General features: G+C 69.8%; 26 protein-coding genes. 12 read left to right on the forward strand and 14 right to left on the reverse strand.

Annotated elements, in window-relative coordinates; genetic code table 11:
- Positions 1-9: 9 nt before the first annotated feature.
- The gene (locus KLK06_RS21795; RefSeq protein WP_308168380.1) at positions 10-867 is read right to left on the reverse strand and encodes a mechanosensitive ion channel family protein; all 858 of its coding nucleotides are present in this window, start codon (positions 865-867) and stop codon (positions 10-12) included.
- Between the two features lie 567 nt (positions 868-1,434).
- The gene (locus KLK06_RS21800; RefSeq protein ID WP_250905750.1) at positions 1,435-1,623 is read right to left on the reverse strand and encodes a hypothetical protein; all 189 of its coding nucleotides are present in this window, start codon (positions 1,621-1,623) and stop codon (positions 1,435-1,437) included.
- Positions 1,624-2,021: 398 nt separating this feature from the next.
- Here KLK06_RS21800 and KLK06_RS21805 point away from each other — a divergent pair, with 398 nt between their 5' ends.
- The 7 genes from KLK06_RS21805 to KLK06_RS21835 all read left to right on the forward strand — a co-directional run bounded on the left by KLK06_RS21805 (position 2,022) and on the right by KLK06_RS21835 (position 9,764).
- Positions 2,022-3,560 carry an XRE family transcriptional regulator gene (locus KLK06_RS21805; protein ID WP_250905751.1) on the forward strand — a complete coding sequence of 513 codons (1,539 nt, stop codon included), beginning with the start codon at positions 2,022-2,024 and terminating at the stop codon, positions 3,558-3,560.
- A complete protein-coding gene (locus tag KLK06_RS21810; RefSeq protein ID WP_214637367.1) occupies positions 3,557-4,072 on the forward strand; it encodes a GNAT family N-acetyltransferase in 516 nt (171 codons plus the stop codon). The genes KLK06_RS21805 and KLK06_RS21810 overlap by 4 nt, the downstream gene beginning before the upstream one ends.
- Before the next feature lie 306 nt (positions 4,073-4,378).
- A complete protein-coding gene (locus KLK06_RS21815; protein WP_214637368.1) occupies positions 4,379-5,587 on the forward strand; it encodes a DMT family transporter in 1,209 nt (402 codons plus the stop codon).
- Positions 5,588-5,784: 197 nt separating this feature from the next.
- On the forward strand, positions 5,785-7,509 hold the full coding sequence (locus KLK06_RS21820) for a tetratricopeptide repeat protein (RefSeq protein WP_308168381.1): 1,725 nt from the start codon (positions 5,785-5,787) through the stop codon (positions 7,507-7,509).
- A gap of 2 nt (positions 7,510-7,511) precedes the next feature.
- A complete protein-coding gene (locus KLK06_RS21825) occupies positions 7,512-7,967 on the forward strand; it encodes a hypothetical protein (RefSeq protein WP_214637369.1) in 456 nt (151 codons plus the stop codon).
- Positions 7,968-8,177: 210 nt separating this feature from the next.
- The gene (locus KLK06_RS21830; protein WP_214637370.1) at positions 8,178-8,960 is read left to right on the forward strand and encodes a hypothetical protein; all 783 of its coding nucleotides are present in this window, start codon (positions 8,178-8,180) and stop codon (positions 8,958-8,960) included.
- A gap of 60 nt (positions 8,961-9,020) precedes the next feature.
- Entirely contained in the window at positions 9,021-9,764 is a 744-nt protein-coding gene (locus KLK06_RS21835; protein ID WP_250905752.1) for an MBL fold metallo-hydrolase, read from the forward strand.
- Positions 9,765-9,776: 12 nt separating this feature from the next.
- On the opposite strand, the gene KLK06_RS21840 is transcribed toward KLK06_RS21835, so the two are convergent.
- Genes KLK06_RS21840 through KLK06_RS21850 form a run of 3 tightly spaced genes read right to left on the reverse strand, consistent with a single transcriptional unit; the run spans position 9,777 to position 11,866 of the window.
- Complete coding sequence (locus tag KLK06_RS21840) at positions 9,777-10,229, reverse strand: NUDIX domain-containing protein (RefSeq protein ID WP_308168382.1); 453 nt, start codon at positions 10,227-10,229, stop codon at positions 9,777-9,779.
- Between the two features lie 40 nt (positions 10,230-10,269).
- Positions 10,270-10,902 carry a DUF47 domain-containing protein gene (locus tag KLK06_RS21845; protein WP_214637371.1) on the reverse strand — a complete coding sequence of 211 codons (633 nt, stop codon included), beginning with the start codon at positions 10,900-10,902 and terminating at the stop codon, positions 10,270-10,272.
- A 25-nt stretch (positions 10,903-10,927) separates the two neighbouring features.
- Entirely contained in the window at positions 10,928-11,866 is a 939-nt protein-coding gene (locus KLK06_RS21850) for an inorganic phosphate transporter (protein WP_214637372.1), read from the reverse strand.
- A 92-nt stretch (positions 11,867-11,958) separates the two neighbouring features.
- On the opposite strand from KLK06_RS21850, the gene purU reads away from it, so the two are divergent.
- The gene (purU, locus tag KLK06_RS21855; RefSeq protein WP_214637373.1) at positions 11,959-12,810 is read left to right on the forward strand and encodes a formyltetrahydrofolate deformylase; all 852 of its coding nucleotides are present in this window, start codon (positions 11,959-11,961) and stop codon (positions 12,808-12,810) included.
- 9 nt (positions 12,811-12,819) lie between these two features.
- Here the strand turns inward: purU and KLK06_RS21860 are convergent, their stop codons facing one another.
- Positions 12,820-13,812, reverse strand: coding sequence for an NADP-dependent oxidoreductase (locus KLK06_RS21860; RefSeq protein WP_214637374.1), 993 nt, complete (start codon positions 13,810-13,812; stop codon positions 12,820-12,822).
- A gap of 100 nt (positions 13,813-13,912) precedes the next feature.
- Between KLK06_RS21860 and KLK06_RS21865 the strand changes: the two genes are divergently transcribed.
- The gene (locus KLK06_RS21865; RefSeq protein ID WP_214637489.1) at positions 13,913-14,665 is read left to right on the forward strand and encodes a helix-turn-helix domain-containing protein; all 753 of its coding nucleotides are present in this window, start codon (positions 13,913-13,915) and stop codon (positions 14,663-14,665) included.
- Positions 14,666-14,814: 149 nt separating this feature from the next.
- Here the strand turns inward: KLK06_RS21865 and KLK06_RS21870 are convergent, their stop codons facing one another.
- From KLK06_RS21870 to KLK06_RS21890, 5 genes are all read right to left on the reverse strand, one after another.
- Positions 14,815-15,240 (reverse strand): PPOX class F420-dependent oxidoreductase, encoded by a 426-nt coding sequence (locus KLK06_RS21870; RefSeq protein ID WP_214637375.1) that lies wholly within the window; start codon positions 15,238-15,240, stop codon positions 14,815-14,817.
- Positions 15,237-16,058, reverse strand: coding sequence for a DsbA family protein (locus tag KLK06_RS21875; RefSeq protein WP_214637376.1), 822 nt, complete (start codon positions 16,056-16,058; stop codon positions 15,237-15,239). The genes KLK06_RS21870 and KLK06_RS21875 overlap by 4 nt, the downstream gene beginning before the upstream one ends.
- A 95-nt stretch (positions 16,059-16,153) precedes the next feature.
- Entirely contained in the window at positions 16,154-16,504 is a 351-nt protein-coding gene (locus KLK06_RS21880) for a glyoxalase/bleomycin resistance/extradiol dioxygenase family protein (RefSeq protein ID WP_214637377.1), read from the reverse strand.
- A 10-nt stretch (positions 16,505-16,514) separates the two neighbouring features.
- On the reverse strand, positions 16,515-17,300 hold the full coding sequence (locus tag KLK06_RS21885; RefSeq protein WP_214637378.1) for an AraC family transcriptional regulator: 786 nt from the start codon (positions 17,298-17,300) through the stop codon (positions 16,515-16,517).
- Positions 17,301-17,308: 8 nt separating this feature from the next.
- Positions 17,309-19,372, reverse strand: coding sequence for a prolyl oligopeptidase family protein (locus tag KLK06_RS21890; protein WP_214637379.1), 2,064 nt, complete (start codon positions 19,370-19,372; stop codon positions 17,309-17,311).
- A gap of 278 nt (positions 19,373-19,650) precedes the next feature.
- On the opposite strand from KLK06_RS21890, the gene KLK06_RS21895 reads away from it, so the two are divergent.
- From KLK06_RS21895 to KLK06_RS21905, 3 genes are all read left to right on the forward strand, one after another.
- Positions 19,651-20,160, forward strand: coding sequence for an HNH endonuclease (locus tag KLK06_RS21895; RefSeq protein ID WP_214637380.1), 510 nt, complete (start codon positions 19,651-19,653; stop codon positions 20,158-20,160).
- A 77-nt stretch (positions 20,161-20,237) separates the two neighbouring features.
- The gene (locus tag KLK06_RS21900) at positions 20,238-21,047 is read left to right on the forward strand and encodes a GNAT family N-acetyltransferase (protein ID WP_214637381.1); all 810 of its coding nucleotides are present in this window, start codon (positions 20,238-20,240) and stop codon (positions 21,045-21,047) included.
- 9 nt (positions 21,048-21,056) lie between these two features.
- Complete coding sequence (locus KLK06_RS21905) at positions 21,057-21,254, forward strand: zinc ribbon domain-containing protein (RefSeq protein WP_214637382.1); 198 nt, start codon at positions 21,057-21,059, stop codon at positions 21,252-21,254.
- A gap of 147 nt (positions 21,255-21,401) precedes the next feature.
- On the opposite strand, the gene KLK06_RS21910 is transcribed toward KLK06_RS21905, so the two are convergent.
- From KLK06_RS21910 to KLK06_RS21920, 3 genes are all read right to left on the reverse strand, one after another.
- A complete protein-coding gene (locus KLK06_RS21910) occupies positions 21,402-22,316 on the reverse strand; it encodes a serine hydrolase (RefSeq protein ID WP_214637384.1) in 915 nt (304 codons plus the stop codon).
- 81 nt (positions 22,317-22,397) lie between these two features.
- Positions 22,398-22,880, reverse strand: coding sequence for a WYL domain-containing protein (locus KLK06_RS21915; protein ID WP_308168383.1), 483 nt, complete (start codon positions 22,878-22,880; stop codon positions 22,398-22,400).
- Positions 22,877-23,077, reverse strand: coding sequence for a hypothetical protein (locus tag KLK06_RS21920; protein ID WP_214637491.1), 201 nt, complete (start codon positions 23,075-23,077; stop codon positions 22,877-22,879). The genes KLK06_RS21915 and KLK06_RS21920 overlap by 4 nt, the downstream gene beginning before the upstream one ends.
- Positions 23,078-23,167: the final 90 nt, after the last annotated feature.

Raw genomic sequence — 23,167 nt, forward strand, 5'->3', positions numbered from 1 at the left:
CGTACAAGCCTATGCGCTGGCGACCATGGGGATGCCCGCGCCGTCGAGCGCGGTCTTGACCCGGAGCCTGAGCTCCCGCGCGACCTGCGCCTGCTTGGCCGGGAGCGTCTTGGCGGAGATCCGGAACACCAGCGAGCTGTCGGAGAGCTGCTCCACGCCGAACACGTCGGGCTCCTGCACGATGAGCGTCTCGCGGAAGTCGCGGTCGGCCCAGATCTCCTCGGCCACGTTCTCCAGGATGGCCCGTACGGTCGTGACGTCGCTGTTCCAGGCGACCGGGACATCGAGGTAAGCCCGCGACCAGCCCTGCGACTCGTTGCCGACCCTGGTGATGGTGCCGTTGCGGACGTACCAGACGCGGCCGTCGGCGTCACGCAGCCTGGTGATCCGCAGGGTGACCGCCTCGACGGTGCCGACCGCGGCGCCCGAGTCGATCACGTCGCCCACACCGTACTGGTCCTCCAGCAGCATGAACATGCCCGCGATGAAGTCCTTGACCAGCTCCTGCGCGCCGAAGCCGATCGCCACGCCGAGGATGCCGACGCTGGTGAGCAGGGGAGCGATGGGGATCGTCAGCCGGTCGAGCACGGTCAGCACGGCGGTGCCCATGATGACGACCGAGGCGATGTGCTTGAGCACCGACCCCATCGTCTCGGCGCGCTGCTTGCGGCGCTCGTTGAGGAGGGCGTCGATGCCCTCGGTCGCGGCGCTGGACCTGCGGAACCGGCCGGTGATCGAACTGCCGGTCGAAGCGCTGCTGACCACCCGGGTGATCAGGCGCTTGGCGATGTTCCGCACGATGAGGGCGATCACCAGGATCAGGATGACCGTGATGAGCGTGGCGATGATCGGGGCGAAGGCGCCCACGGGTAGCCAGTCTTGCAAGAACCCGCAGAGGAATTTGTCACCCTCACAGGCCGCACCCACATCGTTGATCATCTTTGACGGGTCCAGGAGACTCGGCGCAGGGCTAGTAGGCGGTGCCAGCAGGGACACTGGTTGGATCCCCTTCCGGAAGCAGTTCGGTCGACGGTCTTTTCGAGCGGATCGCTCCAAAAGATACCGCCGACCGAACCGGCCGCAGTCACATCACGCCGGGGAAGACGGGGTCATCAGGCCCCTTGGGCCGCGGAGGGCGAGGCCTGACGCTCCGGTGACGTACGGCTCGGCTGGGACACACACCCGGAAGCATGTCCCGCGCCGTTTCCGGGAGGGGTCCCCCGAACACCCTCCAGGCGGACCTGGAGGGCATCTCCTGTGTACGGCTGGCTGGCCGTACAAGCACGAGTCCCGCAAGAAGCGGAACCGGCGGGATGGCCAGAGCCCCTGCGGTATAGCAGGAGACCCTCCGCACCGACCACCCCGCCGGCCCCGAGGAGCCGCCGTGGGTGCGATGAGCCGTGGTGGCTGCGCTCCACCCGGATCACCGCTGGATCACTCGCCCACAGCGGCGAGTACGCGTGCGACCTTGGTCGCCGCACCAGCCGGGTCGTCGGCCGTGTGCATGCGCTCGCCCCAGGACCAGCAGTACCACCAGTCCGGAAGCTCGGCGACCGCAGTAGGCCGGCAGGTGACGTTCTCGGTAAGGCTCGTCGCGTTCGGGTTGATTACCCGGACGAACACCCGCCCGCTTTGGGTTCGAACCACTCGTGCGAGCAACCCGCGAGCGTCGAGTTCTGACACTAAACGCTCCAGGTGCCCGAAGTTGTCGTCCCCCACCTTTCGTCCCTCCCTTGAATCGTTGCTGGTGGGCCAAAGATGACTCAACTCGGCGGAGTGCGCAACGACGTGTTTCTGCTCACGGGGAGCCGCTTCTACCTCGTAGGTTGTAAGAAACAGTCCGCCGGAGGACGATCCTTAACCGGAACCTCCAAGAAGGCGTTTCCAACCTGTCAGTAATGGGCCATAGTCATTGGTAGGCACAGCGCGACCTGAAGGCTACGCTCGGTTAGCAGTTGCGGACCGACGGGACATGCGTGAGAGGGGCCGGGATGTCCGGCAGGCAGCACAGAGAGACGGAGATGGCGCGCCGGATCCGGGCCAAAGGGCTCGCCACCGGGCGCACCTCCGCTCAGATCGCTGAGGAGATCCACGAAAACTGTGGGCCCCAGTTCGGCACCACCAAGATCAAAGGGCATCGTCTCGCGCACGGCATCGCGCTGGCTGACGTCATCGAGCAGGTCAGAGCCCTGTTCGATCGGGACGCCAAGGCCCCGCCCGGCATCGGCGAGACCCTGCTGTCCGCCTACGAGAGCGGGCTGAAACGGCCGGGCCCCGAATATCTCCATTACCTCTGCTCGGTCTACCGGGTCGAGCCGGGCGCCCTCGGTTATGACGGTCCGTGCATCTGCGGCCATGGCCACCGGATGCCGGGAGTGCTCGGAGCCGATGTCAAGGAGCGGACCAACGCCGGGAGCAACTCCCCGCGCGAGCTGCTGATCCACCAGCGACCGGACGCGATCCCGTCCCCCTCGGACGAGGAGGACGAGAACATCCTGCGGCGCACGCTGCTGAAGCTGCTGTCCAACAGCACCCAGACCGCCAAGTTCGACGGCGAGGTGCTGGGCGCCGCCGAGGGCATCAGGCGGCGGATGGACAACATCCTCGTCTCGGCCACCGTCTCTCCCGCCATGCTCGACCAGTGGGAAGAGGCCACGCTCGCCTTCGGGCGGCAGTACACCACCACCGCGCCGCTGCGGCTGCTGTGCGACGTGCTGCTCGAACTCAGCGCCGTCCGCAGCGCCATGTCGTTCCGCCAGCCCATCGACCTGCAGGAACGCCTGTGCCGCATGGCCGCGCAGCTCGCCGGGCTGAGCGGCATGATCATGATCAACCTCGGCGACCACCGGCTGGCCCGCGCGTTCTTCCGCACCGGCCGCACCGCCGCCGACGAGACCGGCGACCGCGCGCTGCGTGCCTGGGTGACGGCCCGCGAGGCGCTCGTCCCGCTCTACTACGGCGACGCCCGCGAGGCGCTCAACCTGGCCAAGAAGAGCCGCGACCTGGCCGGCCAGACACCGTGTGCCGCGCAGGCCATGGCCCCGGTCGTCGAGGCCCGCGCGCTGGCCATGATCTCGGGCACCGACAGCAAGAAAGAGGTCGTCGACCAGGCCAAACGCGCGCTGGCGCGGGCCAGGAACGCTTTCTCGCACATGAAGTCACACGAACGCGAGGATATGGCCTTCGGCTACACCGAACGCCAGCTGTACTTCTACCAGGGTGACGTGCTCACGAAGCTCGGTCAGACCCTGGAGGCCGAGGTCGTACTCGACCAGGCCCTCGACAAATACCAGGATCACATCATCGACCAGACGTTGATCAGGCTCGACCGCGCGCAATGCCGCGTGATCGAGGGGGAAGTCGGGGAGGCCATCGCCATGGGCATCGAGGCGATGAAGCTGCTCGGCCCCGAGTACCGCACCGATTTCATCATGCGCCCGGCTGTCGCGCTCGAACAGTCGATCAAGGCGCGGGACGCGAATCATCCCGACCTGGCCGCGTTCCAGGAGCAACTGCGTCCTTCTGAGTTGGCCATCGGGGAAGGGAATGGCGGTGCATGAAGCTGAAGATCCGGCGCTATCGCTGGTCTGACCTTGACACCATCCTCGCCCTGCATCAGATCTGCCTCGCCGAGGTGGGACTGGCGCCGGGCGACGGTGTTTACTACGACGACGACTTCCCCCGCATCCAGGAGCTCTACCTGGCGTGCGGTGGCGACTTCCTCGTCGGCGAGCTCGGCTCGCGGGTCGTGGCCATGGGCGGCCTGAGACCCATCGACTCGGAGACGGCCGAGGTGTGCCGGCTGCGGGTCCATCCCGGCTTCCAGAGGCGCGGTTTCGGCGCCACCATGCTGCTGGCTTTGGAGGAACGAGCGGTGGAGCTGGGATTCCACCTTGTACGCGGCGACACCACGCTCAACCAGGGAGCCGCTCTGGCACTGTACGAGCGGCACGGTTGGCGGGAGATCTCCCGGCGGCAGGTCGGAGACCTGGTCGTCGTCTATGGCGAGAAACGCCTCCGGCGGGGCAGCGACCGGCTGGCCGTCGAGTCGGCGGACGCGCTGGAGTCGTAGCGCCGCGCTCGCCCATCCTTGCTCTCTCCTTTACGGACGTGCCCTTATGCGGACGCGCCCGCCTGCGCCCGTGGCGCGGGCGGGCACGCTCCGTAGTCAGGCCGTGGGTGCGGGGAGCGGATGTGGCGGAAATAGTGCACTGAACACTCCTGCGGATACGGATGTACGCAACTGCGGGTGAGGCTCGTTCCTCTCGGTGGTAGAGGAACATCACCGGCTGCTGCCTGTACACCGACGGCTGCTGATAGTAGTGAGATGCTTTTTGACATGGCAGTCGTGCCCGCTCCCCGACCCCTTATGGGAGCCGTGCTTCTGTTGTTCGTCAGTGCCGCGTGGGGGTCGGCGTTCCCGCTGATGAAAGATCTCATCCTGCGGTTACCCGTCGAGGATCTGCTCGCCGAGCGATACGTCCTCGCGGCGTTGACGCTCTTTCTGATCCGGCCGCGCAGCCTCTGGCGCCTGTCGCGGGACACCTGGATCAACGGGGTCATCCTGGGCATCATGTTCGGGGTCGGACAGTCTGCCCAGGCCATCGCCCTCGACAGCCTCCCCTCGGCGGTGTCGGGATTCGCCGTCGGGTGCAACGTGGTCATCACGCCGATCCTGGCCCTGGTGATGTTCCGGGTCAGGGTGCCCGGCCGGGTCTGGGCGGGGGTGGGGCTGGCCCTGGCCGGCATGACCGCGTTCACGCTGATGCGCGGCACCGAGGACCGGGAGATCTCCGTGCTCGCGCTCGGGGTGACGCTCGGCGCCGCCGCCCTCTACTCCGGCCACACGCTGCTGCTGGCGCGGCTCTCGCGCGCCGAGAAGGCCTTCGACGCGTACGCGCTCACCGTCATCCAGCTCGCCACCATCGGCGCCATGACCGGCGTGCTGGCCGCGCGCGACGGGTTCGCCGTGCCCGCCACCCTGTCCGACTGGGGGATACTCGCCCACCTGTCCGTCGTCTCGTGCGCTCTGGGCTTCCTGGCCCGCTCGTACGGCCAGGCGCACGTGCCGGCCGTCCCCAGCGCCGTGCTGATGTCGTCGCAGCCACTGTGGGTGACGGCGATCGCGGTGATCTGGTTCCACGAGCAGGTGGGCCTGAGCATGATCGTGGGCGGCGGGCTGATGGCGGTGGCGATGCTCCTGGCGGTGCCCGGCAGGGGCTCACCGGCAGACGGACGAGACCGGTCCCTGGTCATGGCGAGCAGGAAGGCCAGGAAGGTGCTGGCCGACCTGAAGGTCAAGCGGGACGACCCGCTGAAGTTAGAGCGGTCCGCGGTGTCGTACCCCACGAAGAGCGCTTGTGTGCGCCCTGAGGCGTGCCCGTGGAACGCGCATTCGCACAAGGGGACAAGGGAGCCCAGTCTTGATCGGCTGATCGAACAGGCCATCAACATCGTCAAAGCGAAGAATCTCTCTCACGAAGGCTGCCAGTCGATCGACCTCACCGGCCGTTGTCTGTGCGCGTTGGTCGAAAAATCTGGACAGAAGAGGACGGTGTCAATCTCCCGCTGGTTTCGGTCCCAATAGGCCACTAATTGCAGTCAAAAAACAAGAGGTTCTTATTGATGCACCAACCACTTATTCGCCATAAATCTTGATATTCGCTGAAGTGTCCGATAGTGGTGAATATTAACCCACAGTGGAAGGTGCATCATGAAGCGCATCGCCGTCCGCAAGCCTGGCACCGCCAGGCTTGCTGGGACCTCCAGCGTCATCCATAAGGGGTGATCGAGGGGAGATCCCATCTCAGGGCTCAGGGGGCACCGCCCGCCCGATGGGAGGCCGTAGAGCTGCTGATGCCGGTGATCAACGGGCACAGACGACCGCTCGGTCCCTACACCGTCGGATCCGCGCTGCTGCACCACCTGGTCCCGGCCGCCTTGGACAGCTCCAAGGATCTCGTGGCGGCCCATGACATCGAGATCCGAGCGGCGGCACCCGGTCTACGCGACCGGGTGCCTGCCCGAAGGATGTCCTTGGATGTGGACCTGGCCGATGAGGAGCGCATTCTGGTGCCCGCGCCGCGCCGGACTCTGCGGCTGGCCAACGGGATCGCGGAGTTCGTCCGCGCGGTGGTGCCGCCCGGCAGAGCGCTGGCGGTGTGCAACGCCGCCGAGGCCGACTCCACCGACGCCGAACTGCTCGACGTGATGATGCGCCGGATCCCGCCGGACATCCTGATGATCATGGTTTATGCTGCCGGGCCAGAGCCTCCCGAGGATGCGCGTGACGCCGATGAACTGCGCGAACTCGTCGACCGCTGCACGAGGGAGGGCTTCCTGCCCGCGCTGGCCGAGCTGGGGCAGCGCGGGCTCTCGCTCACTGAGCCCGGCAGTGCGCAGTGGTGGTTCTTCGCGCAGCGCACCGCGACCGCGCTCGGCGCGCTCGGCCAGACACTCGAGGCCCGCATCCTGTGGGAGGCCGCCCGCCGGTCGAGCCAGGATCCCGCCGTCCACTCGGCCGGCGCGTACGGCACCGCCATGCTCGACGCCCGCCACCCCGACCCCGCCCAGCGCGACCTGGGCCGGGCCACGGGCTGGATGAACCAGGCGATAGCCATCTCCAGCCTGCTGCCCGACCCCGTGGAACGCGCCTTCAAGCTCGGCTTCGACCGCAACGGGCTCGCGCTGATCGAGCTGCGGCGGGGTCACGCCGACGAGGCGCTCGACCTGGTGGAGTCGGCCCTCGACCTGGCCGATGAGCTGGGGGAACGGCACCCGGTGCACCGGATGGTGCTGCTGGCCAACCGCGCCCAGTTGCTGGCGTCGCTCGGGCGGGACAAGGAGGCGCTGGACGAGTACGGCGCGGCCATCGCGATCGACCCGACGTTCCCCGACTACTACCTCGACCGCGGCAACCTGCTCTACCGGCTCGGGTGGCACGGGGAGGCGCTGGCCGACTACGAGCGGGCGATGCTGGCCGGACCGCCGCTGCCCGAGGCGTACTACAACCGGGCCGAGCTGCGCATCGTGCGCGAAGACTTCGCCGGCGCCCTCATGGACCTCGGCCGGGTGATCGAGCTGGACCCGGCCTACCTCGACGCCTACATCAACCGGGCGGGCCTGCTGGCCATGCTCGGGCGGGACGAGGAGGCCAGGGCCGACGTGACGATCGGGCTCGTCCAGTCGCCCGGCAATCCGTACCTGCTGGTCGTGCTGGGCCAGCTGGAGACCGCGGCGGGACGGCTGAGCGACGCGCGCCGGGCGCTGGACCTGGCCGTCGACGCGGCTCCCGAGCTGGTGTCGGCCTGGGGCAACCGGGGCGTCCTGCGCTACGAGTCGGGAGACTGGGAGGGCGCGCTGTCCGACCTGACGCGGGCCATCACGCTGGAACCCTTCCAGCCCGCCCTCTACGAGAACCGCGCCATCGTCCAACGCGCCCTCGGCCACCCGGCCGAAGCGGCGGCCGACGACGAGCAGGCGGCCCGTCTCCGGTCGACCAGTATGTAGGCATGCCGAAACAACGGGCGGTCAGGGCGGCCGCCGTCTACGCCGCCTTGGGCGTTCTCTGGTGGGCCACCGCCCGCATCGGATGGACGGCCATCGCCTGCGAGGACTGGAACTGCCTGCCCCCTGCCCTCGGCACCCTCCTGGCGATCACCGTGTGCACGTTCGCCTTGTCGGTCGTGGCGCTCAACCGGGTGGAGGTACGCCCGGCCTTCCGGGTGGCCTGGGTGACGGCGGCCATGCTGCTGCTCGTCACGCTGGCGGGTGAGGTGCTCCCGTCCTGGTCGTCCAGGTTCGCCCACGTGGTGACGGCGGCGGTGGCGTTCGCGGTGGCAGGTGCCATGGCGGCCTTCGTGACGGACGGGGAGGTGGCCAGGGGCAGGCGGCTGCTCGTCGCGGTCGGCGGGCCGGCTCTCGTGTTCGGCGCGATCGCGCTGGCCTGGTGGTGGCGCGGCCCTTAGCCCGGTCTGCGGTGCCGCGCCTATCGCGGTGGCGTGGCTCTTGACACGGTAGCCGGCCTGGGAGAGTGTCGTTCCGTATACGGAACAGTGGAGCCGAGTGGAACGCCTCCTGGCCATCGCACCAGACGGCCCGGCGCCACAGCGACTCTCCGGACACGGATCGGTACGAAGCGCGCTGGGAGCTCGCTCATAAGGACTACGGTTGGCCCTGTGTCCTTCGACGAGCTGTTGCGTGACCTCCAAGAAGGAGCCAGTGCCCAGGCAGCGGGCATCAGGCGTGGCTACGGCGGCCCGCCCGCCCGCGCCGTGAGCGTCCGTGTCGGCCTGGCCCGGCTGCGCTGCGCCTCGCTGCTCAAGCCGCTGTACGCGTGGGTGACGGCCGCGCACTTCCCCGACCACGAACGCTGGCGCCGCCACGCCGAGCCGGCCGTGGTCGTCTCGTCCAACGCCGACACGCTCAACCTCTGGCTCGCGGTCGGACCCCGGGTCATCCTGGACGACATCTACCAGCGCACGGGCGTCCTCTGGGCGCCGCCCAACGGGGACCCGTCGAGGTTCGGCTCGGTGGAGGTGGCGGCCGACGAGGTCGCCACCGCCTACGCCGCGCTCGCCCAGACCGCCGCCGCCGGCGACCCGGTGGCGGGCACGATCCTCGAGTGGATGCGCGAGGTCACGGGCAAGCAGCAGTTCGGCGCCCGCGAGGCGCTCGGTTCGCCGGAGGCCGGGATCAAGTGCGGCTGGTACGGCGCCCCGGACGAGACCTGCCTGCGCACGCATGCCGTGGCGGTGCTGCCCAGGGGCGGCACCCGGGCGACGGTCGTGGTGGGGATGACGGCGCAGCCCTATACCGACCCGCGAGAGCGGGAGATCTACCGGGCTCGGGTGACCGAGGGGCTGCCGGTGGAGGGCGAACACGAGAAGGTGGCAGGCGGGCTGCTGCGCGGCCTGATGCTGACCACGCTGACGGAGCTGGGCCACCGCCGCTCGGGCTGATGCTGACCCCGCCGGCGGAGGCCACTGTCGCGGCGCCTGAAGCCGCTATGTTTCCTGGCTATGGTGAGAATCACAGTGCTGGGTGGCTGCGGCGCGTGGCCCGCGGCCGGGCAGGCGTGCAACGGCTATCTGGTCGAGCATGAGGGCTTCCGGGTGCTCATCGACCCCGGTTACGCCACGCTGCCCAGGCTGCTGGCCTTGACGGCCGCCGAGGAGATCGACGCGGTGCTGGTCACGCACGGCCACCCCGACCACTGCGCCGACCTGAACCCGCTGCTCCGGGCCCGCGCCCTGGGCGACGCACCGCCGGCCGCCCTACCGGTGTACGCGCCGCCTGATGCCCTCACCGCCGTGCTCGCGCTGGACAAGGCTCGCATGCTGGCCGGCAGTTTCCTCCTGCACGACCTGGCTCCTGGCAGGCCGTACGAGATCGGGCCCTTCCGCCTGGACACCTGGTCGCTTCCGCACCATGTGCCCAACGCGGGACTCCGGCTGACCGGCGGCGGCCGGGTGGTCGCGTACACGGGCGATACCGGGCCCGCCCCCGCCCTGGCCGAGCTGGCGCGCGACGCCGACGTGCTGCTGGCCGAGGCGACCTATCCGGAACGGGTGCCCGACGAGGACGCGCCCTATCTGTCGAGCGCCCTCGACGCGGGCCGTACGGCGGCTCGTGCCGGTGTGGCCCGGCTGGTGCTCACCCACCTGTGGCCGGACAGCCCACCCGAGCCCGCGCTGGCAGCGGCCGCCAAGACGTATGGCGGCGAACTCGCCGTGGCCACGGGCGGCCTCACCCTGGAACTGTGACTCGTATCGGACTCAGCTCGGTGCGGTGAGCTCGGCGATCACTTCGGCCAACTCGGGCGGCTGGACGCCGTGCGGCAGCTCGTCGGTGGTGAACCATCGGTAGCCGAGGTAGGCCCGAACCTCCTCCTCGGTGAGCTCACCCGGATCCACCTCGGGGGTTCGCCTGGTGAAACAGGCCAGGTAGAACGGCTCGGTCTTCACGTACCGCACACCGAGCCAGGTGAAGTCCCGATGGACGGGCACCCACCGACCGGACACCGCCGCCCCCGGCAGGCCGGTCTCCTCGGCCAGCTCCCGGGCGGCCGCCTCCAGGGGCGTTTCGCCGGGATCGATCCCGCCACCCGGCGGCTCCCAGAGCGCCTCGCCGCTGACGTGGTCACGCCATCGCAGGAGCAGTACCCGGCCGTCGGCGTCCATGCAGACCACCCGCGCGGCGGGACGGTCACTGTTGATCTGGGCCTCCACGCGTCCTTCTCCTCCTCCAGCCACCTCAAGCGCGTATGGGTCAACGCTTCATGGCGCCGTCCGCGATGGCGTCGGCGGCCTCGCCGATGGCCACGCCGACGATCTCCAGGCGGCGCACCAGTTCGCGTTCCTTCATCGCGTTCGCGGTCAGCTCGCCCGAGAAGATGCGGGCGATCTCGTACTGGTACATGCGCCTGATGGAGCCGCCCGTCTTCTTCGCCGCCAGCGCGTCGTGGACCACGGCCGAGGGGTGGGAGGCGAGGACGCGTACGGCGTTCTCCAGGGCGTCGATGCCCTCGATGACCTGGTCGAGGAGCGGGGTGAAGCGGATCTGGTCCGGCACCCGATACAGGTACGACTCCCGGACGAAGTCGCGCAGCGAGTCCAGGACGTCGTCGATCGAGCGGGAGAGGCGGAACAGGTCCTCCCGGTCGATCGGCGTGACCAGGGCCGACTTGAGCTCCTCCACCAGGTGGCGTCGCTCCTCGTCGCCGAGGTGCTCGATCACGCGCATCTTCTCGTGCGCGCCCGTCCTGCCCACCTCTCCGCCGATCATGGCCATCGCCAGCCAGGCGCCCTCCTTGGTCGCCGCCAACTGGCCGAGCAGGGCCTCGCTCAGCGCGCTGTCCATGTGTCCCGACATCAGCGCCCGGATCCGCCGCAACCGCTTCACGTCCAGCCCCCTCGCCCCAGGTGGTTCACGCCGTCACCGCCTTCACCACGTACGCCGCGACGCCAGCCAGCAGCGCGCTCGCCGGTAGCGTCAGCAGCCAGGCGATGACGATCTTGACGGCGGCGTACCAGCGGACCCGGCCGGCGCCCTGCGCCACGCCGGCGCCGATCAGGCCGCCGGCGATGGCCTGGGTCATGCTCACCGGCATACCCAGTGCCGAGCAGGCGATCACCGCGATGCCTGAGGCCAGTTCGGCCGCCACGCCGTGCAGGGGCCGGGAGACGATGATCTCCCGGCTGAGCGTACGTCCCGCCCTGGGCAGGCCGTACCCGGTGCCGAGCCCGAACAGCAGCGCCCCCAGCGAGGTGTAGGTGAGCGGTGCGTCCGAGAAGCCCACCACGATCATGAAGACGGCGAGCATCTTCTGGCCGTCGTTGGCGGAGTAGGCGATGGTCTGCAGCAGGAAGCCCGCCCAGTGCCAGCGCGTCAGCCCGTGGCTGGTCGTCACCTTGACCAGCAGCCGGATCATCACCCAGGCCAGCAAGCCGCCCACGACGGGTGCGGCCAGGCCGAAGGCCAGCACCAGGGAGACCGACCCGGCCGAGACCGGCAGCCCCCAGCCCAGGCCGGCCCCGGTGAGGCCGCCGACGATGGCCAGGGTGAGGCTGGTCGGGCGGCCTCTCGCGCTGAGCGTCATGACCACGATCAGCGCGGCGACCACCGCGACCGCCATCGCGATCTTCGCCCCCGCCCCCTGGAACGTGGCCAGCCGATTCACGAACGTCAGCGCGACCCGATGGGTGACCAGCGGCACCAACGCCACCAGCACCACCAGGGTGAGAATGCCGACCGCTGGACGTATCGCCGGCAGCTTCAGCCCGGTCGCGAGCAGGGCACCGCCGTCGTTCATCCCGGACACGAACGCGAACAGGCACGCGATCGCGATCAGTACGGCGGATTCCACAGGCGGGCGCTCCATGAGTAGGCCGGTGAGAGATAGTCTGCCCAGGTCAGCCAGAAGCCACCCCATGATCCCCTGTCCGCGAGAGTGAAACCATGAGCTCTGCCGAGTACATCCTGACCCTGTCCTGCCCCGACCGGCCCGGTGTGGTGGCCGCCGTCTCCGGCCTGCTGGCCGGGCGCGGCTGCAACATCATCGAGAGCCAGCAGTTCGGGGATCAGCAGGCGCAGCGGTTCTTCATGCGGGTCCAGTTCGCGGCGCCGCTGCCGGAAGACGACCTGCGTACGGCCTTCGCCGCCCTGGCGCCGGAGTTCGGCATGGAGGTCAAGCTGCGTGAGGTGGCCAGGAAGCCGCGCGTGCTCATCATGGTCAGTAAGTTCGACCACTGCCTGAACGATCTGCTCTACCGCGTACGCGCCAAGTCCCTGGACATCGAGATCGTCGCCGTCGCGTCCAACCATCCCGACCTCCGCCCCCTGACCCAGTCGTACGGCATCGACTATCACCACCTGCCCGTCACGCCCGAGACCAAGGCGAGGCAGGAGTCGGAGGTGCTGGCACTGGTCGAGCACTATCAGGTGGACCTGGTGGTGCTGGCGCGATACATGCAGGTGCTGTCGGAGGATCTCTGCGAGAAGCTGGCGGGGCGGGCCATCAACATCCATCACTCGTTCCTGCCGTCGTTCAAGGGCGCCAGGCCGTACCACCAAGCGCATGACCGGGGCGTCAAGCTGATCGGCGCGACCGCGCACTATGTCACGTCGGACCTGGATGAAGGGCCGATCATCGAGCAGGAGGTGGCGCGCGTGAACCACAGCCACTCCGCACAGGACCTGGTGGCGCTCGGCCGGGACGTGGAGTGCGTCGCGCTGGCGAGGGCCGTGAAGTGGCACGCCGAGCAGCGGGTGCTGCTCGACGGCCACAAGACGGTCATCTTCCCTCGCTGACCTGCGGCCTTATGGCCACATGACGACAAGCTTGCCGATCGTGTGGTTGTTCGCGAGGTCTGCATAGGCTCGCGTGGCTTCCGCTGGTCCGTAGCGGTGGGTGATGGTGTTCGGCAGGGTTCCGCGTACGGCCAGCGCGGCCAGTTCGTCCAGGTCGCCGGGGTCGGCGTGGGTGTAGACGGTGTCCACCCGTATGTCGGCGAAGGCCGCGGGGTCGGGGCTGGGGAAGGCGATGTTCAGCAGCCGCCCGCCCGGCCGGATGGCGCGGGCCGTGCCGACCAGGGCGGGGCCCGACTGGGCCAGGTTGACCAGGGTGTCCACGCCGTCCGCGTGGCGGCGCAGGGTCTCCGCGCCTGGATCGGTCGAGCGGTAGTCGATCACCTCGGCGGCTCCCAGCGCGCGAACGTACGGCTCGTCGTCGGGTATCGCGGTGGCGATCACATGGACGCCGCACGCGGCCAGCAGCGGGACCACCGCGCCGCCGACCCCGCCGGCCGCGCCGATCACGACCACCTTCGTGCCGCGAGTGAACGTTCCGGCGCGCAGCAGGGGCAGAGCTGTCAGGCCGGCGATCGGGAGAGTGGCGGTGTGGTCGGCGGGCAGGTCCGGCGGGCGGTGGGCCAGGGCCGGGGTGTCGGCGTCGAAGAGCGCGTATTCGGCCATGGTGCCCGTGGTCAGGGAAGGCGGTGTGGCAGTGAGGTCCGCCATGGCCTTCGCCGCGTAGGGGAGGCCGAGGCCGAATATTTCGTCCCCTGGGGCGAATCGGGAGACTCCGTCGCCGACGCCGGTGACCGTACCGGCGAAGTCGCTGCCCGGGACGTGCGGGAACGCCAGCGGAGCCGACTCCCGCATCACCCCGCTCAGGATGCGGAGATCGGCCGGGTTCAGTCCCGCGGCGGTGATCCGCACCCGCACCTGGCCGGGGCCCGGTTCCGGTGCCGGGATGTCTTCCATCGCCAGTACGTCCGCCGAGCCGTACTGCCTTGCCACCAATGCCCGCATGGGCGTCTCCTCGCTTAACCGGACCGGTTGGTCATGTTATGAGTGCTCAGCATAATATGACCGGCCGGTCCGGTTGGGATAGGGTCGGTTTGTGGGGACGATGCGGGCCGATGCCATGCGTAACAGGCGGTTGCTGCTCGACGCGGCTGCCGCGGAGTTCGCGGAGCATGGGATGGATGTTTCGGTGGCGCAGATCGCGGTGCGGGCCGGGATCGGCAAGGGGACCGTGTTCCGCCACTTCGCCACCAAGGAGCAGCTCATCACGGCGATCTTCGCCGACCAACTCGACGACCTGGCCGCCATCGGAGAGGCGCTCCTGCGGGGGACGGGAGCGGGGGCAGGTATGGGTGCTGGCGAGGGTATTGATGCGAGTGCGGAGGCGGGCGCGGGCATCGGTGCGAGCGTGCAGGTGGGCGCAGGTATTGGTGCGAGCGTGCAGGCAGGCGCGGGCCCCGCGATGGCGGCGCGTGGCGCGGACGCGTTGCTGGCGTTCATGAGTGCGGGTGTCGAGGCGCAGGTCAGCGATCGGGCCTTCTGCCAGGCGGCGGGGGCGATCGCCCGGGCCGATCCGCAGGTGCGGCGGGCCAGCCAGCGCCTGGCGGCCGTCGCGGAGGCGCTCACGGCCGAGGCCAGGCGCGAGGGGTCTGTCCGCGACGACGTCACCGGACACGACATCGTGCTGCTGATCAACGCCGCCTCGCAGGCCACCGCGCCACTCGGTGACACGGTGCCTGGGCTCTGGCGGCGCTATCTCAGCATGATGTTCGATGGGTTGCGTCCCGCGGCCGCCCACCCGCTCCCGGTCCCCGCTCCGGAGGAGACGCACTTCACAGCGGCGGCACACCGCGCCTGAGCGGCCGTTCGGGGCACATTGGGTCTTGGGGATGGGTCCGACGTGGGCGGTCGCTTAGCGCGCGTCGGGCGTTAGGGCGCGTCGGGCGTGGACGGGCGTTCAGGACGTGTCGGGAGTGGGCCGGCGTTCAGCGCGTGGCCTCCGTGTCGTCAGACGTCGCGGGCGGAGAGGCCGTACGTGTCGCCGTCGAGGCCCCAGGCCAGGACGCGGCGCGGTCGGATGCCGATCCACGCGGCGTCGAACGGGAACCCGGCTCCCAGCCGCTCACCCAGCTCTTCGCCGCCGTCGAGGTGCGTCTCCGCGAGGCCGCGGATCTCGATGCCCCGCGGTGTCCACGGATCGACGGACGCCAGGTCGTCGACCACGAGCGCCACGTCCGGCCGAGCCCTGGCGTCGCGGAACTTCTTGCTCGCCACCATGTCCGCGACGCTGCCGATCACAACGACCTCGGTCTCGGGGTCGTAGAAGACGCCCACCGGCGTCACGTGCGGCCCGCCCCCGGCACCGACCGTGGCGAAGCGGCCCAGCGGCTGGCTGATCAGATACGAGATCTCCGCCTCGGTGAACGTGGTCATGCCCCCTCCCGCGATCCCCGAGGGTCGGTGCGGGTCGCGGCGGACGGCCGCGACACCGGGTCGGGCGACGCGGCGGCCGGTTGTGGCCCGGCGTCGAAGGACGCGGCGCCGGATGGCCGGTCAGGGCCGAGAGGCGCGGCGGGCAGCCGCGACTCGGGGCGGGGAGACGTGCCGGATGACCGCCGCAGGGTGGCGAGCAGGGTGGCGGTGTCGACCCCGCCGCTGAGCGGCTCGGCGCCGGGGAAGACGAAGGTCGGCACCGTCGTGATCCCGGCCGCCCGAGCCGCGGCGACCTGCTCGCGTACCTCGGTGACGCCTTCCGCCGAGGCGAGGAACTCCTCGGCCCCCTGCACGCCGGCCCGCGCCGCCGCGTCGCTCAGCACGGCGTGGTCGCCGAGATCGCCGCCGTCACGGAAGTGCGACTCGTACAGCGCCGTAGCGAGCGTTGCCTGGGCCCCCGCACCGTACTCCCGCAGCGCGAACCACAGCAGCCGATGCGCGGTGAACGTGTTGACCGCCACCGCCCGATCAAACCGATACTCCACCCCCTCCCTCGCCCCCAACTCGGCCATGCCCGAGGTCATCAAGGCCGCCTGTTCACGGCCGAACATCTCGGCCACCGCCTCCATCAGCGGCCGAGCCTCCTGCGGGGCGTCGGCGGCGAGCTGGTAGGGCAGGTGGACGAGCTCGGCGGCACCACCGAACGCCTCCACCGCGCGGTGGAAACGGTGCGTGCCCAGTCGGCACCAGGGGCACGCGAGGTCGGCGTACACCTCAACCCGTATCGGACGGCCGATGGCCGTTGTTTCGCTGGTCATATGCCCCAACCTGCCGGTTCCGGCGCGGGTGAGGGAGGCCGCGTCAAGACGGGCACCAGCAGGGCCACCAAAACCGGCAGGGCTACCAAAAGGGCTTAAGGGCGGTAAGTCCCGAAGTACCAGACGTTCCCCTCGGGATCCTGGCAGGCGTACTCGCGCGACCCGTAAGGCTGATCGGTGAGCTCCATCGTGATCGTGGCCCCGGCGGCCCGGGCGCGGGCCAGGTGGGCGTCGGGGTCGTCGACGGCGATGTACATGCCGGGACCGCCCGGCTTGCCCTCCCCGACCATGATCAGGTCGTCCCCGACGAGGAGCTCGGCGTGGTTGACCACGCCCTGGTCGTTCTTGGACGCCTCGTGCACCCGGAACCCGAAGGCGGCGGTCAGGAAGTCGATGGCCGTCGCGCAGTTCTGGTAGCGGGCCAGGGCGTAAACGGTTCGTGTCATGCGGTCAGTATCAGACGGGGACAGCCGCGGGTCTTGGACGAATCTGACCGGGCGTCGTGTCGCCCAGCGCCCTGAACTCGCGGTTCATGTGCGCCTGATCGTAGAAGCCGCAGTCGGCGGCGACGCCGGCGATCGCCCGGCCGGAGCGGAGCAGGCGCAGCGCGGACTGGAAGCGGATCACCCGGGCGGCCGTCTTCGGCGTGAGGCCGACCTGGTCGTGGAAGCGGGCGACGAGATGGCGGTGGCTCCAGCCGAGCGACGAGGCCAGCCACGACGGCCCCACGCGGCCGCCCGAGGAGAGGAGCCGCGCCCACGCCCACGGAACCTCCGGGCCGATCTCCGGCCCGGCCAGGATGCGCTCCGTCAGCAGCCGGTCGGTCAGGGCCAGCCGCTCGGGCCAGGACGCCGTCCCGCCCAGCCGCTCGACGGCCGTGCGGGCCCAGCCGCCGAGCAGGTCCTCGATCGGGACCACGAGGTTCGTCAGCTCCCGCATCGGCATTCCGTACAGCCGCCGCGCCCCGAACGGAGTGAGGAACACCTGCACGCCCTCGGCCGGGCCGAGCGTGCGGGTCACGGTGAAGCGGTCACTGAGCCCGCCGGTGAACGACGTGACGCGCGCCCCGCCCACCCCCATCGCCGCGCCGAACCCGAGGATCAGCACCGCACCCGGCATCGCCGCCTCGGACCGCGTCAACGGCGAGACGTAGTGCTCCCGGTACGCGGTCAGCCGCGTCACGTACGGCCGCAGAGCAGAGCTGGGGACGGCCTCCACCATGGCCAGCCCCAGCATGCTCATATTTCCGACTATAGGCCGGTATGCCTGGCCAGGAACGTCAGCGTGTCAGCCGACAGCTCGACCGACCGGCTGATCGAACGGGCGCCATGGCCCACCTCGGTCTCGTTGCGCAGCACGATCGGCCCCTCACCCGTGGACGCGTGCTGGAGCGCCGCGCACATCTTCCACGCGTGCAGCGGATGCACCCGCGTGTCCGACTGGAAGACCGTGAACAGCGTCGCGGGGTACGCCACACCCTCGCGAACATGGTGATACGGCGAGTATCCCAGCAACCAGCCGAACCCCTCGGGATCGGCGGCGGAGCCGTACTCGACGTTCCAGGTCGCCCCCAGCCCGAACTGCTCGTAACGGATCATGTCGAGCAGCGGAGCGGAGCAGGCGACGGCCGCGTACAGCTCGGGACGCTGCGTCAGCGCCGCGCCCACCAGCAGCCCGCCGTTGGAGCCGCCGGAGATCGCCAGTTGCCGGGCTGTCGTCACTCCGGTCGCGATGAGGTGCTCGGCCGCGGCGTGGAAGTCGTCGAAGACGTTCTGCTTGTTGCCGAGCATGCCGGCGCGGTGCCAGTCCTCGCCCTCCTCGCCGCCGCCGCGCAGATTGGCGATCACGTAGACGCCGCCCGCCTCCACCCAGGCGAGCACCGACGCGGAGTAGCCGGGGGTCATCGACAGCCCGAAGCCGCCGTAGCCGTACAGGATGGTCGGACGCGGCCCGTCGCCGTCGACCGGCGAGATGACCAGCATGCGGACGTCGGTGCCGTCCTTCGACCGGTAGACGACCTGGGACGTGCGCACCGATGGCACGTCCACCGCGCCCGGTGAGGCGGCCCAGAGCGTGGTCTCGCCGGTCCTGGCGTCATAGCGCTGGATGGTCGGCGGCGTGGTGTTGTCGGTGTAGCCGAACCACGCCTCGTAGCCGCCTTCCGGACGTTCGGCGATGCCGCCGATCGAGCCGAGGCCGGGCGCGGGCACTTCGCCGATCCGTTCGCCGGTGGCCAGGTCGTGCACCGTGATCTCGCTGATCGCGTGGCGGGTCCAGCCCACCAGCATGACCGGGCGGTCGAGGTCGTCGAGGATCGCGAAGTCGGACAGCACCGCCTCGGCGTCCTCGGGGATCAGGTCGCGCCAGGCCTCGACACCGGGCGTCGCCGGGTCGGTGACGCAGATCCGGGCGCGCGGCGCGTCGCGGTCGGTGTGGACGTACAGCCTGCCGTCGCGGCCGAACGAGAGCCCCGTCTGGGCATCCACGCCCTCCTGTACGACCTGGAGATCGGGCCGGTCGGGCGCGGACGCGGTCAGGTCGGCCACCCACAGGTCGTTGCGTGGCGCCGTGCCCTCGCTGGCGGAGATCTGCAGCCAGCGGCCGTCACGCGAGACCGAGACGCCGTAGTAGTTGGTCATCTTCATGCCTTCACCGAAGATCATCACATCGTCTTCGGTGGACGTGCCGACGCGGTGCAGGTAGACGCGGCGGTGGAACTGCGACTCGCCCTCCGGCAGCTCCGTGCTCGGCAACCGGCGCACGTAGTAGAACGCCTCGCCGCCGGGCAGCCAGGCGATGGGGGAGTAGCGGCACCGGTCGATCGGGCCCTCCACCCGGGCACCGGTGGCCACGTCCATGAGGTAGAGAACCGACTCCTCGTTGCCGCCCACCGAGATCTGGTAGGCGAGCAGGCGGCCCTCCTTGTCGGGTTGTACGGCGTCGAGCGTGGTCAGGCCCGACGGGTCGAGCGCCATGGGGTCGATCAGCGCCCGCTCCGTGCCGCCGGCTCCGTCGTCCTCGGCGACGTAGTAGACCGCGTGCTCCTGGTCCGGCGTGCGGCGGCTGAAGAAGTGACGCGTGCCGCGCCACGCGGGCACCCCCACGGAACCCGACCTGAGCAACTCGGCGATGCGGTCCCTGAACCGCTGCGGCTCACTCTGCCGCTTGAACAGGTCGGCCTGCGCGAGCAGCCATCCCTGTGTCTCCGGACTGTCGGGATCCTCAAGCCAGCGATAGGGGTCCGCGACGGGAGTTTTGTGCAAAATCTCGTCGCTTTCCGCGCGGCGTGCTGTGGGGTAGGGCTCTCGCGTCATGCCCGAACCCTACTGCCATGCAGCGTGCGTAAAGCCCTGGTGAAGTGGGCATAAAACGTACCGTGCGTCTCTCTGGTCATTCCGGCTGGGGGTTATGGGGTGGCGGGGACCATGCGGTAAACGTCAGACTTGGTGATAGGACGGTGCCGTGGTGACCATCCGCTGGACCGTCCGGCGGAGGTCCACGTGACGGAAGCACCAGTGCCCCAGGAGGGGCCGACAGCCGGGACATGCCACGGCATGTCCCCCTTGATACCCATGCAGCAGGGAGCGGCCCGATGACGCGCCAAGTCCTGCTGCTCAACGCCACTTACGAGCCACTCACCACTCTCTCGCTGCATCGCGCCATCGTGCTCGTGCTGCGGGACAAGGCCGACATCGTCCATCGTGACGGCCGGGGCGCGGTCCTGCGCTCCGCGACCTGCACGCTGGACGTCCCCTCGGTGATCCGGCTCCGCAGATACGTCCGTATTCCCTACCGGTCTCGCATCCCCCTGACCAGGGCCGCGCTCATGCGGCGCGACGACTACCGCTGCGCCTACTGCGGCCTGCGGGCCGAGACCATCGACCACGTCGTCCCCCGGTCCAGGGGCGGCCCCCACACCTGGGAGAACTGCGTCGCCTCGTGCACGCCGTGCAACCACCGGAAGGCCGACAAGTTCCTGGAGGAGCTGGGGTGGACGCTACGCGTCGCCCCGGCGGTGCCACGGGGCGCTCACTGGCGGCTCATCGGCGCTTCACTCGTCGGCGATCCCCAATGGGCGCCCTACCTGGAAGCGGCTGCCTGACCTTCGGGCCCGGATCCCTCGGATCCGGGCCTGAAATGTCTTTGTCCTGCTTCGCGGCTCCTGGCAGGATCCAGGACATGTGGACCTTCACCACCGACGTCGAGGAGTACGCGGCCGTCGTCGAGGCGTTCCTGCTCGCCGACCCCGTGGGCAACACGGTGCCGCTGACCGTGCTGGCGAACATCCGCGCCGGAATGCCGGCCGACGACGCCTACTTCGGCTGGTGGACCAGCGACGGGGAAGTCCGCGGGGCGGCGTTCCGCACCCCGCCGCATCCGGTCGGGCTGGCCCGCATGCCGGTCGAGTCCATCGCGCCGCTGGTCAGCGCCTTGAAGGGCGAGATACCCGAGGTCATGGGCCCGCTGGAGCTGACCGAAGCGCTCGCCAAGGCGCTCGGCGAACCCGGCTCCGTGCTGTCGGAGCGCCTTTATCGCCTCGGCACCCTGACCATCCCCGACACGGCGGGCCACGGCCGTCTGGCGGACGTCGCCGACTTTCCCCTGCTGGTCGCCTGGTTCCTGGCGTTCGGCGACGAGGTGGGGCTGGGCATCGGCCGGGATCCCGCGCAGCAGGTCCAGCACCGGCTGGCCGGTCGGCAGCTCTTCCTGTGGGAGGCGGACGGGGCCCCGGTGTCGCTGGCCGCCCTGTCGCCCGCCGCGGGCGGGGTCTGCCGCATCGGGCCGGTGTACACGCCGCCGACACGTCGCAGGCGTGGGTACGGTGCCGCGGTCACCGCGTTCGCCAGCCAGGTCGCGCTGGAGACGCGCTGCGAGCAGGTGGTGCTCTTCACCGACTTGGCCAACCCGACGAGCAACGCCGTCTACCGGTCGATCGGCTACGAACCCGTCTCCGACTACGCCCAGGTGAGCTTCGGAGCTTTGGCGTAGTCTTTGGGCATGCCGCGCTATGACTTTCGCTGCCGTGCCTGCGGGTCGACCTTCGAGGTGACCCGTCCGATGTCCGCCTCCGACGAGGCGGCCGCGTGCCCCGAGGGGCACGACGACACCGTCAGGTTGCTCTCCACGGTCGCGATGACCGGCGGCGCCGCCGCCCCGCGCTCGGGTGGTTGCTGTGGTGGGGGGTGCTGTAGTTAGGCGCGGGGTTAGTCAGGCGGGGGTTGCTGTAGTCAATCGGCGCAGCCCGCGCGCAGTTGGTGGTTAGAGGCTCTTATTTACGGCAGGCCCGGTGAGCCCCACCCGCCGCACGGGGCTGGGGTCTCTCCAGGGGCACGCTCCTCCGGTTCACCGGCCGAGCGCCGTGACGTGCGCACGTGCACCGGTGAATCGCTTGACCGCCAGGCCGGCCACGCGTTCGACTGTCGCGATACCCGTGGGCATGTCCGGACTCCGTTCCGACAGCACGGCGATCAGGAGTTCGTGGTCCGCTACGAGAAGGCGGCCCACGCTGTTGATCGTCCACAGGCCGCCGTGCGCCTCGGCGGGCAGCCAGCCGTTCTTCAGGGCCACCTGGCCGCCCGCGGCGCTGACGCCCCAAGCCTGGTTCGGGGTCACGGACGACATCAGGCCGAGCGCGTAGCGGCGGTTGGCGGCCGAGACCGGGCCGTCCGGGTCGGTGAGCACGCCGAGCACCTTCACCTGATCTGATGGGTTGCTGCGCGTCGAGCCCCAGAACCGTCCGGTGCCGGGACGCGTGTCGCGCACGCCGAGCCGGTGCAGGGTTCTGGTCAGGCCGGCCTGGCCGCCGATCGCCACGTAGAGATCGTGCGCGCACTCGTTGTCGCTGAAGCGGATCATGCGGTCGGCCAGCGCGCGCTCGTGGGCGTCCAACTGCCGGTGCTCGCGCTGCGCCCGCAGCAGCAGCGCCAGCAGGATGTCCACCTTGGCCACGCTGGCCAGCATGAACGACCGTTCCTCGTGGAAGGCGTATCGGACGCCGGTGGTCAGGTCCTGCACCGAGACCGCCGTCCGGCCCGGCCGCCCCTGTAGGTAGTGATCCAGCGCCTGGTCGAGCGCCTGCCGGGCGGTCTTCGGCAGTTGGGCGGCGTTGCCCACCCGCATGGCGGCGGCGCCCGACGCCCCACCCTCGGGCAGCCGCTCAGGGGCGACCGTCACCGCGCGAGGAGCGGCGGCCGCGCCGCCATTGGCGCAGCCGGACACCCCGGCCACCAGGGCCAGCAGGATCCCTCGAAGAAGCATGAGCGGGAGCCTGCCACCCGCCGCGCCAACGGCTGGGGCGCGGCGGGTCAAGACCCGCCCAGTTTCCCGGCGGGGAGCTTCTTACGCGGCGCGAGCCCGCTTGCGCCGCTGGAACGGCAGGAACCGGTCGGCCAGGTGCGGCCGGGACGGAGTCAGCGTCGGCTCGACCGCGAGAATCCGATCGAACCGGAACGCCCGGATGGCCCGCCGCATCCGGCAGACCCCGACGAGATACCAGTATTCGCGGTGCACCAGACACGTCACGGGCTCCACATCCCGAGTCGTGACATGTCCGGAGGCATCCCGATAGTGCAGGCGAACCATCAGGCGGCTGGTGATGGCATCCGCCATGAGCCTGGCCCGCGACGCGATGTCCACGGGCAACGGTTCGGTGAGCGTCGTGAGCGTGGTGGCGATGACGTCGTCGTCGAGCTCCAGATGCTCGAACACGTGTTGCAGACCGCGCCTGGCGGTGACGGCCTGCGGACCGGACCCCAGATGAGCGAGGGACAGGGCGAGGGCAGCGATCTCGGCGGTGGTCAGCGGGCGAGTGTGAGAGTTCACGCCTGTAGCCATACCCCCACAATAGAGACGACCACCGACAGTTTTCGAAAGCCTGTACGCTTGGTAAGCACCCTGTATCGCCCGGATAAGGGTGAAAAGCCGCCCGCCACCACGGCCAATACGGAAGCCATGACCAGGAAATCGCCCGCCATCACGACCGGCACGACCACACGGAAGCCATGGCCAAGAAGACGCACGTCACGGCGCCCAGCCGGGGAACCGGAGGAGCGTGCCCCTGGACAGACCCCAGCCCCGCACGGTGGGTGGGGCCCACCGTGCTTAGCCGT

This window comes from Nonomuraea sp. NEAU-A123 (assembly GCF_018603905.1).
Taxonomy (GTDB): Bacteria; Actinomycetota; Actinomycetes; order Streptosporangiales; family Streptosporangiaceae; genus Nonomuraea.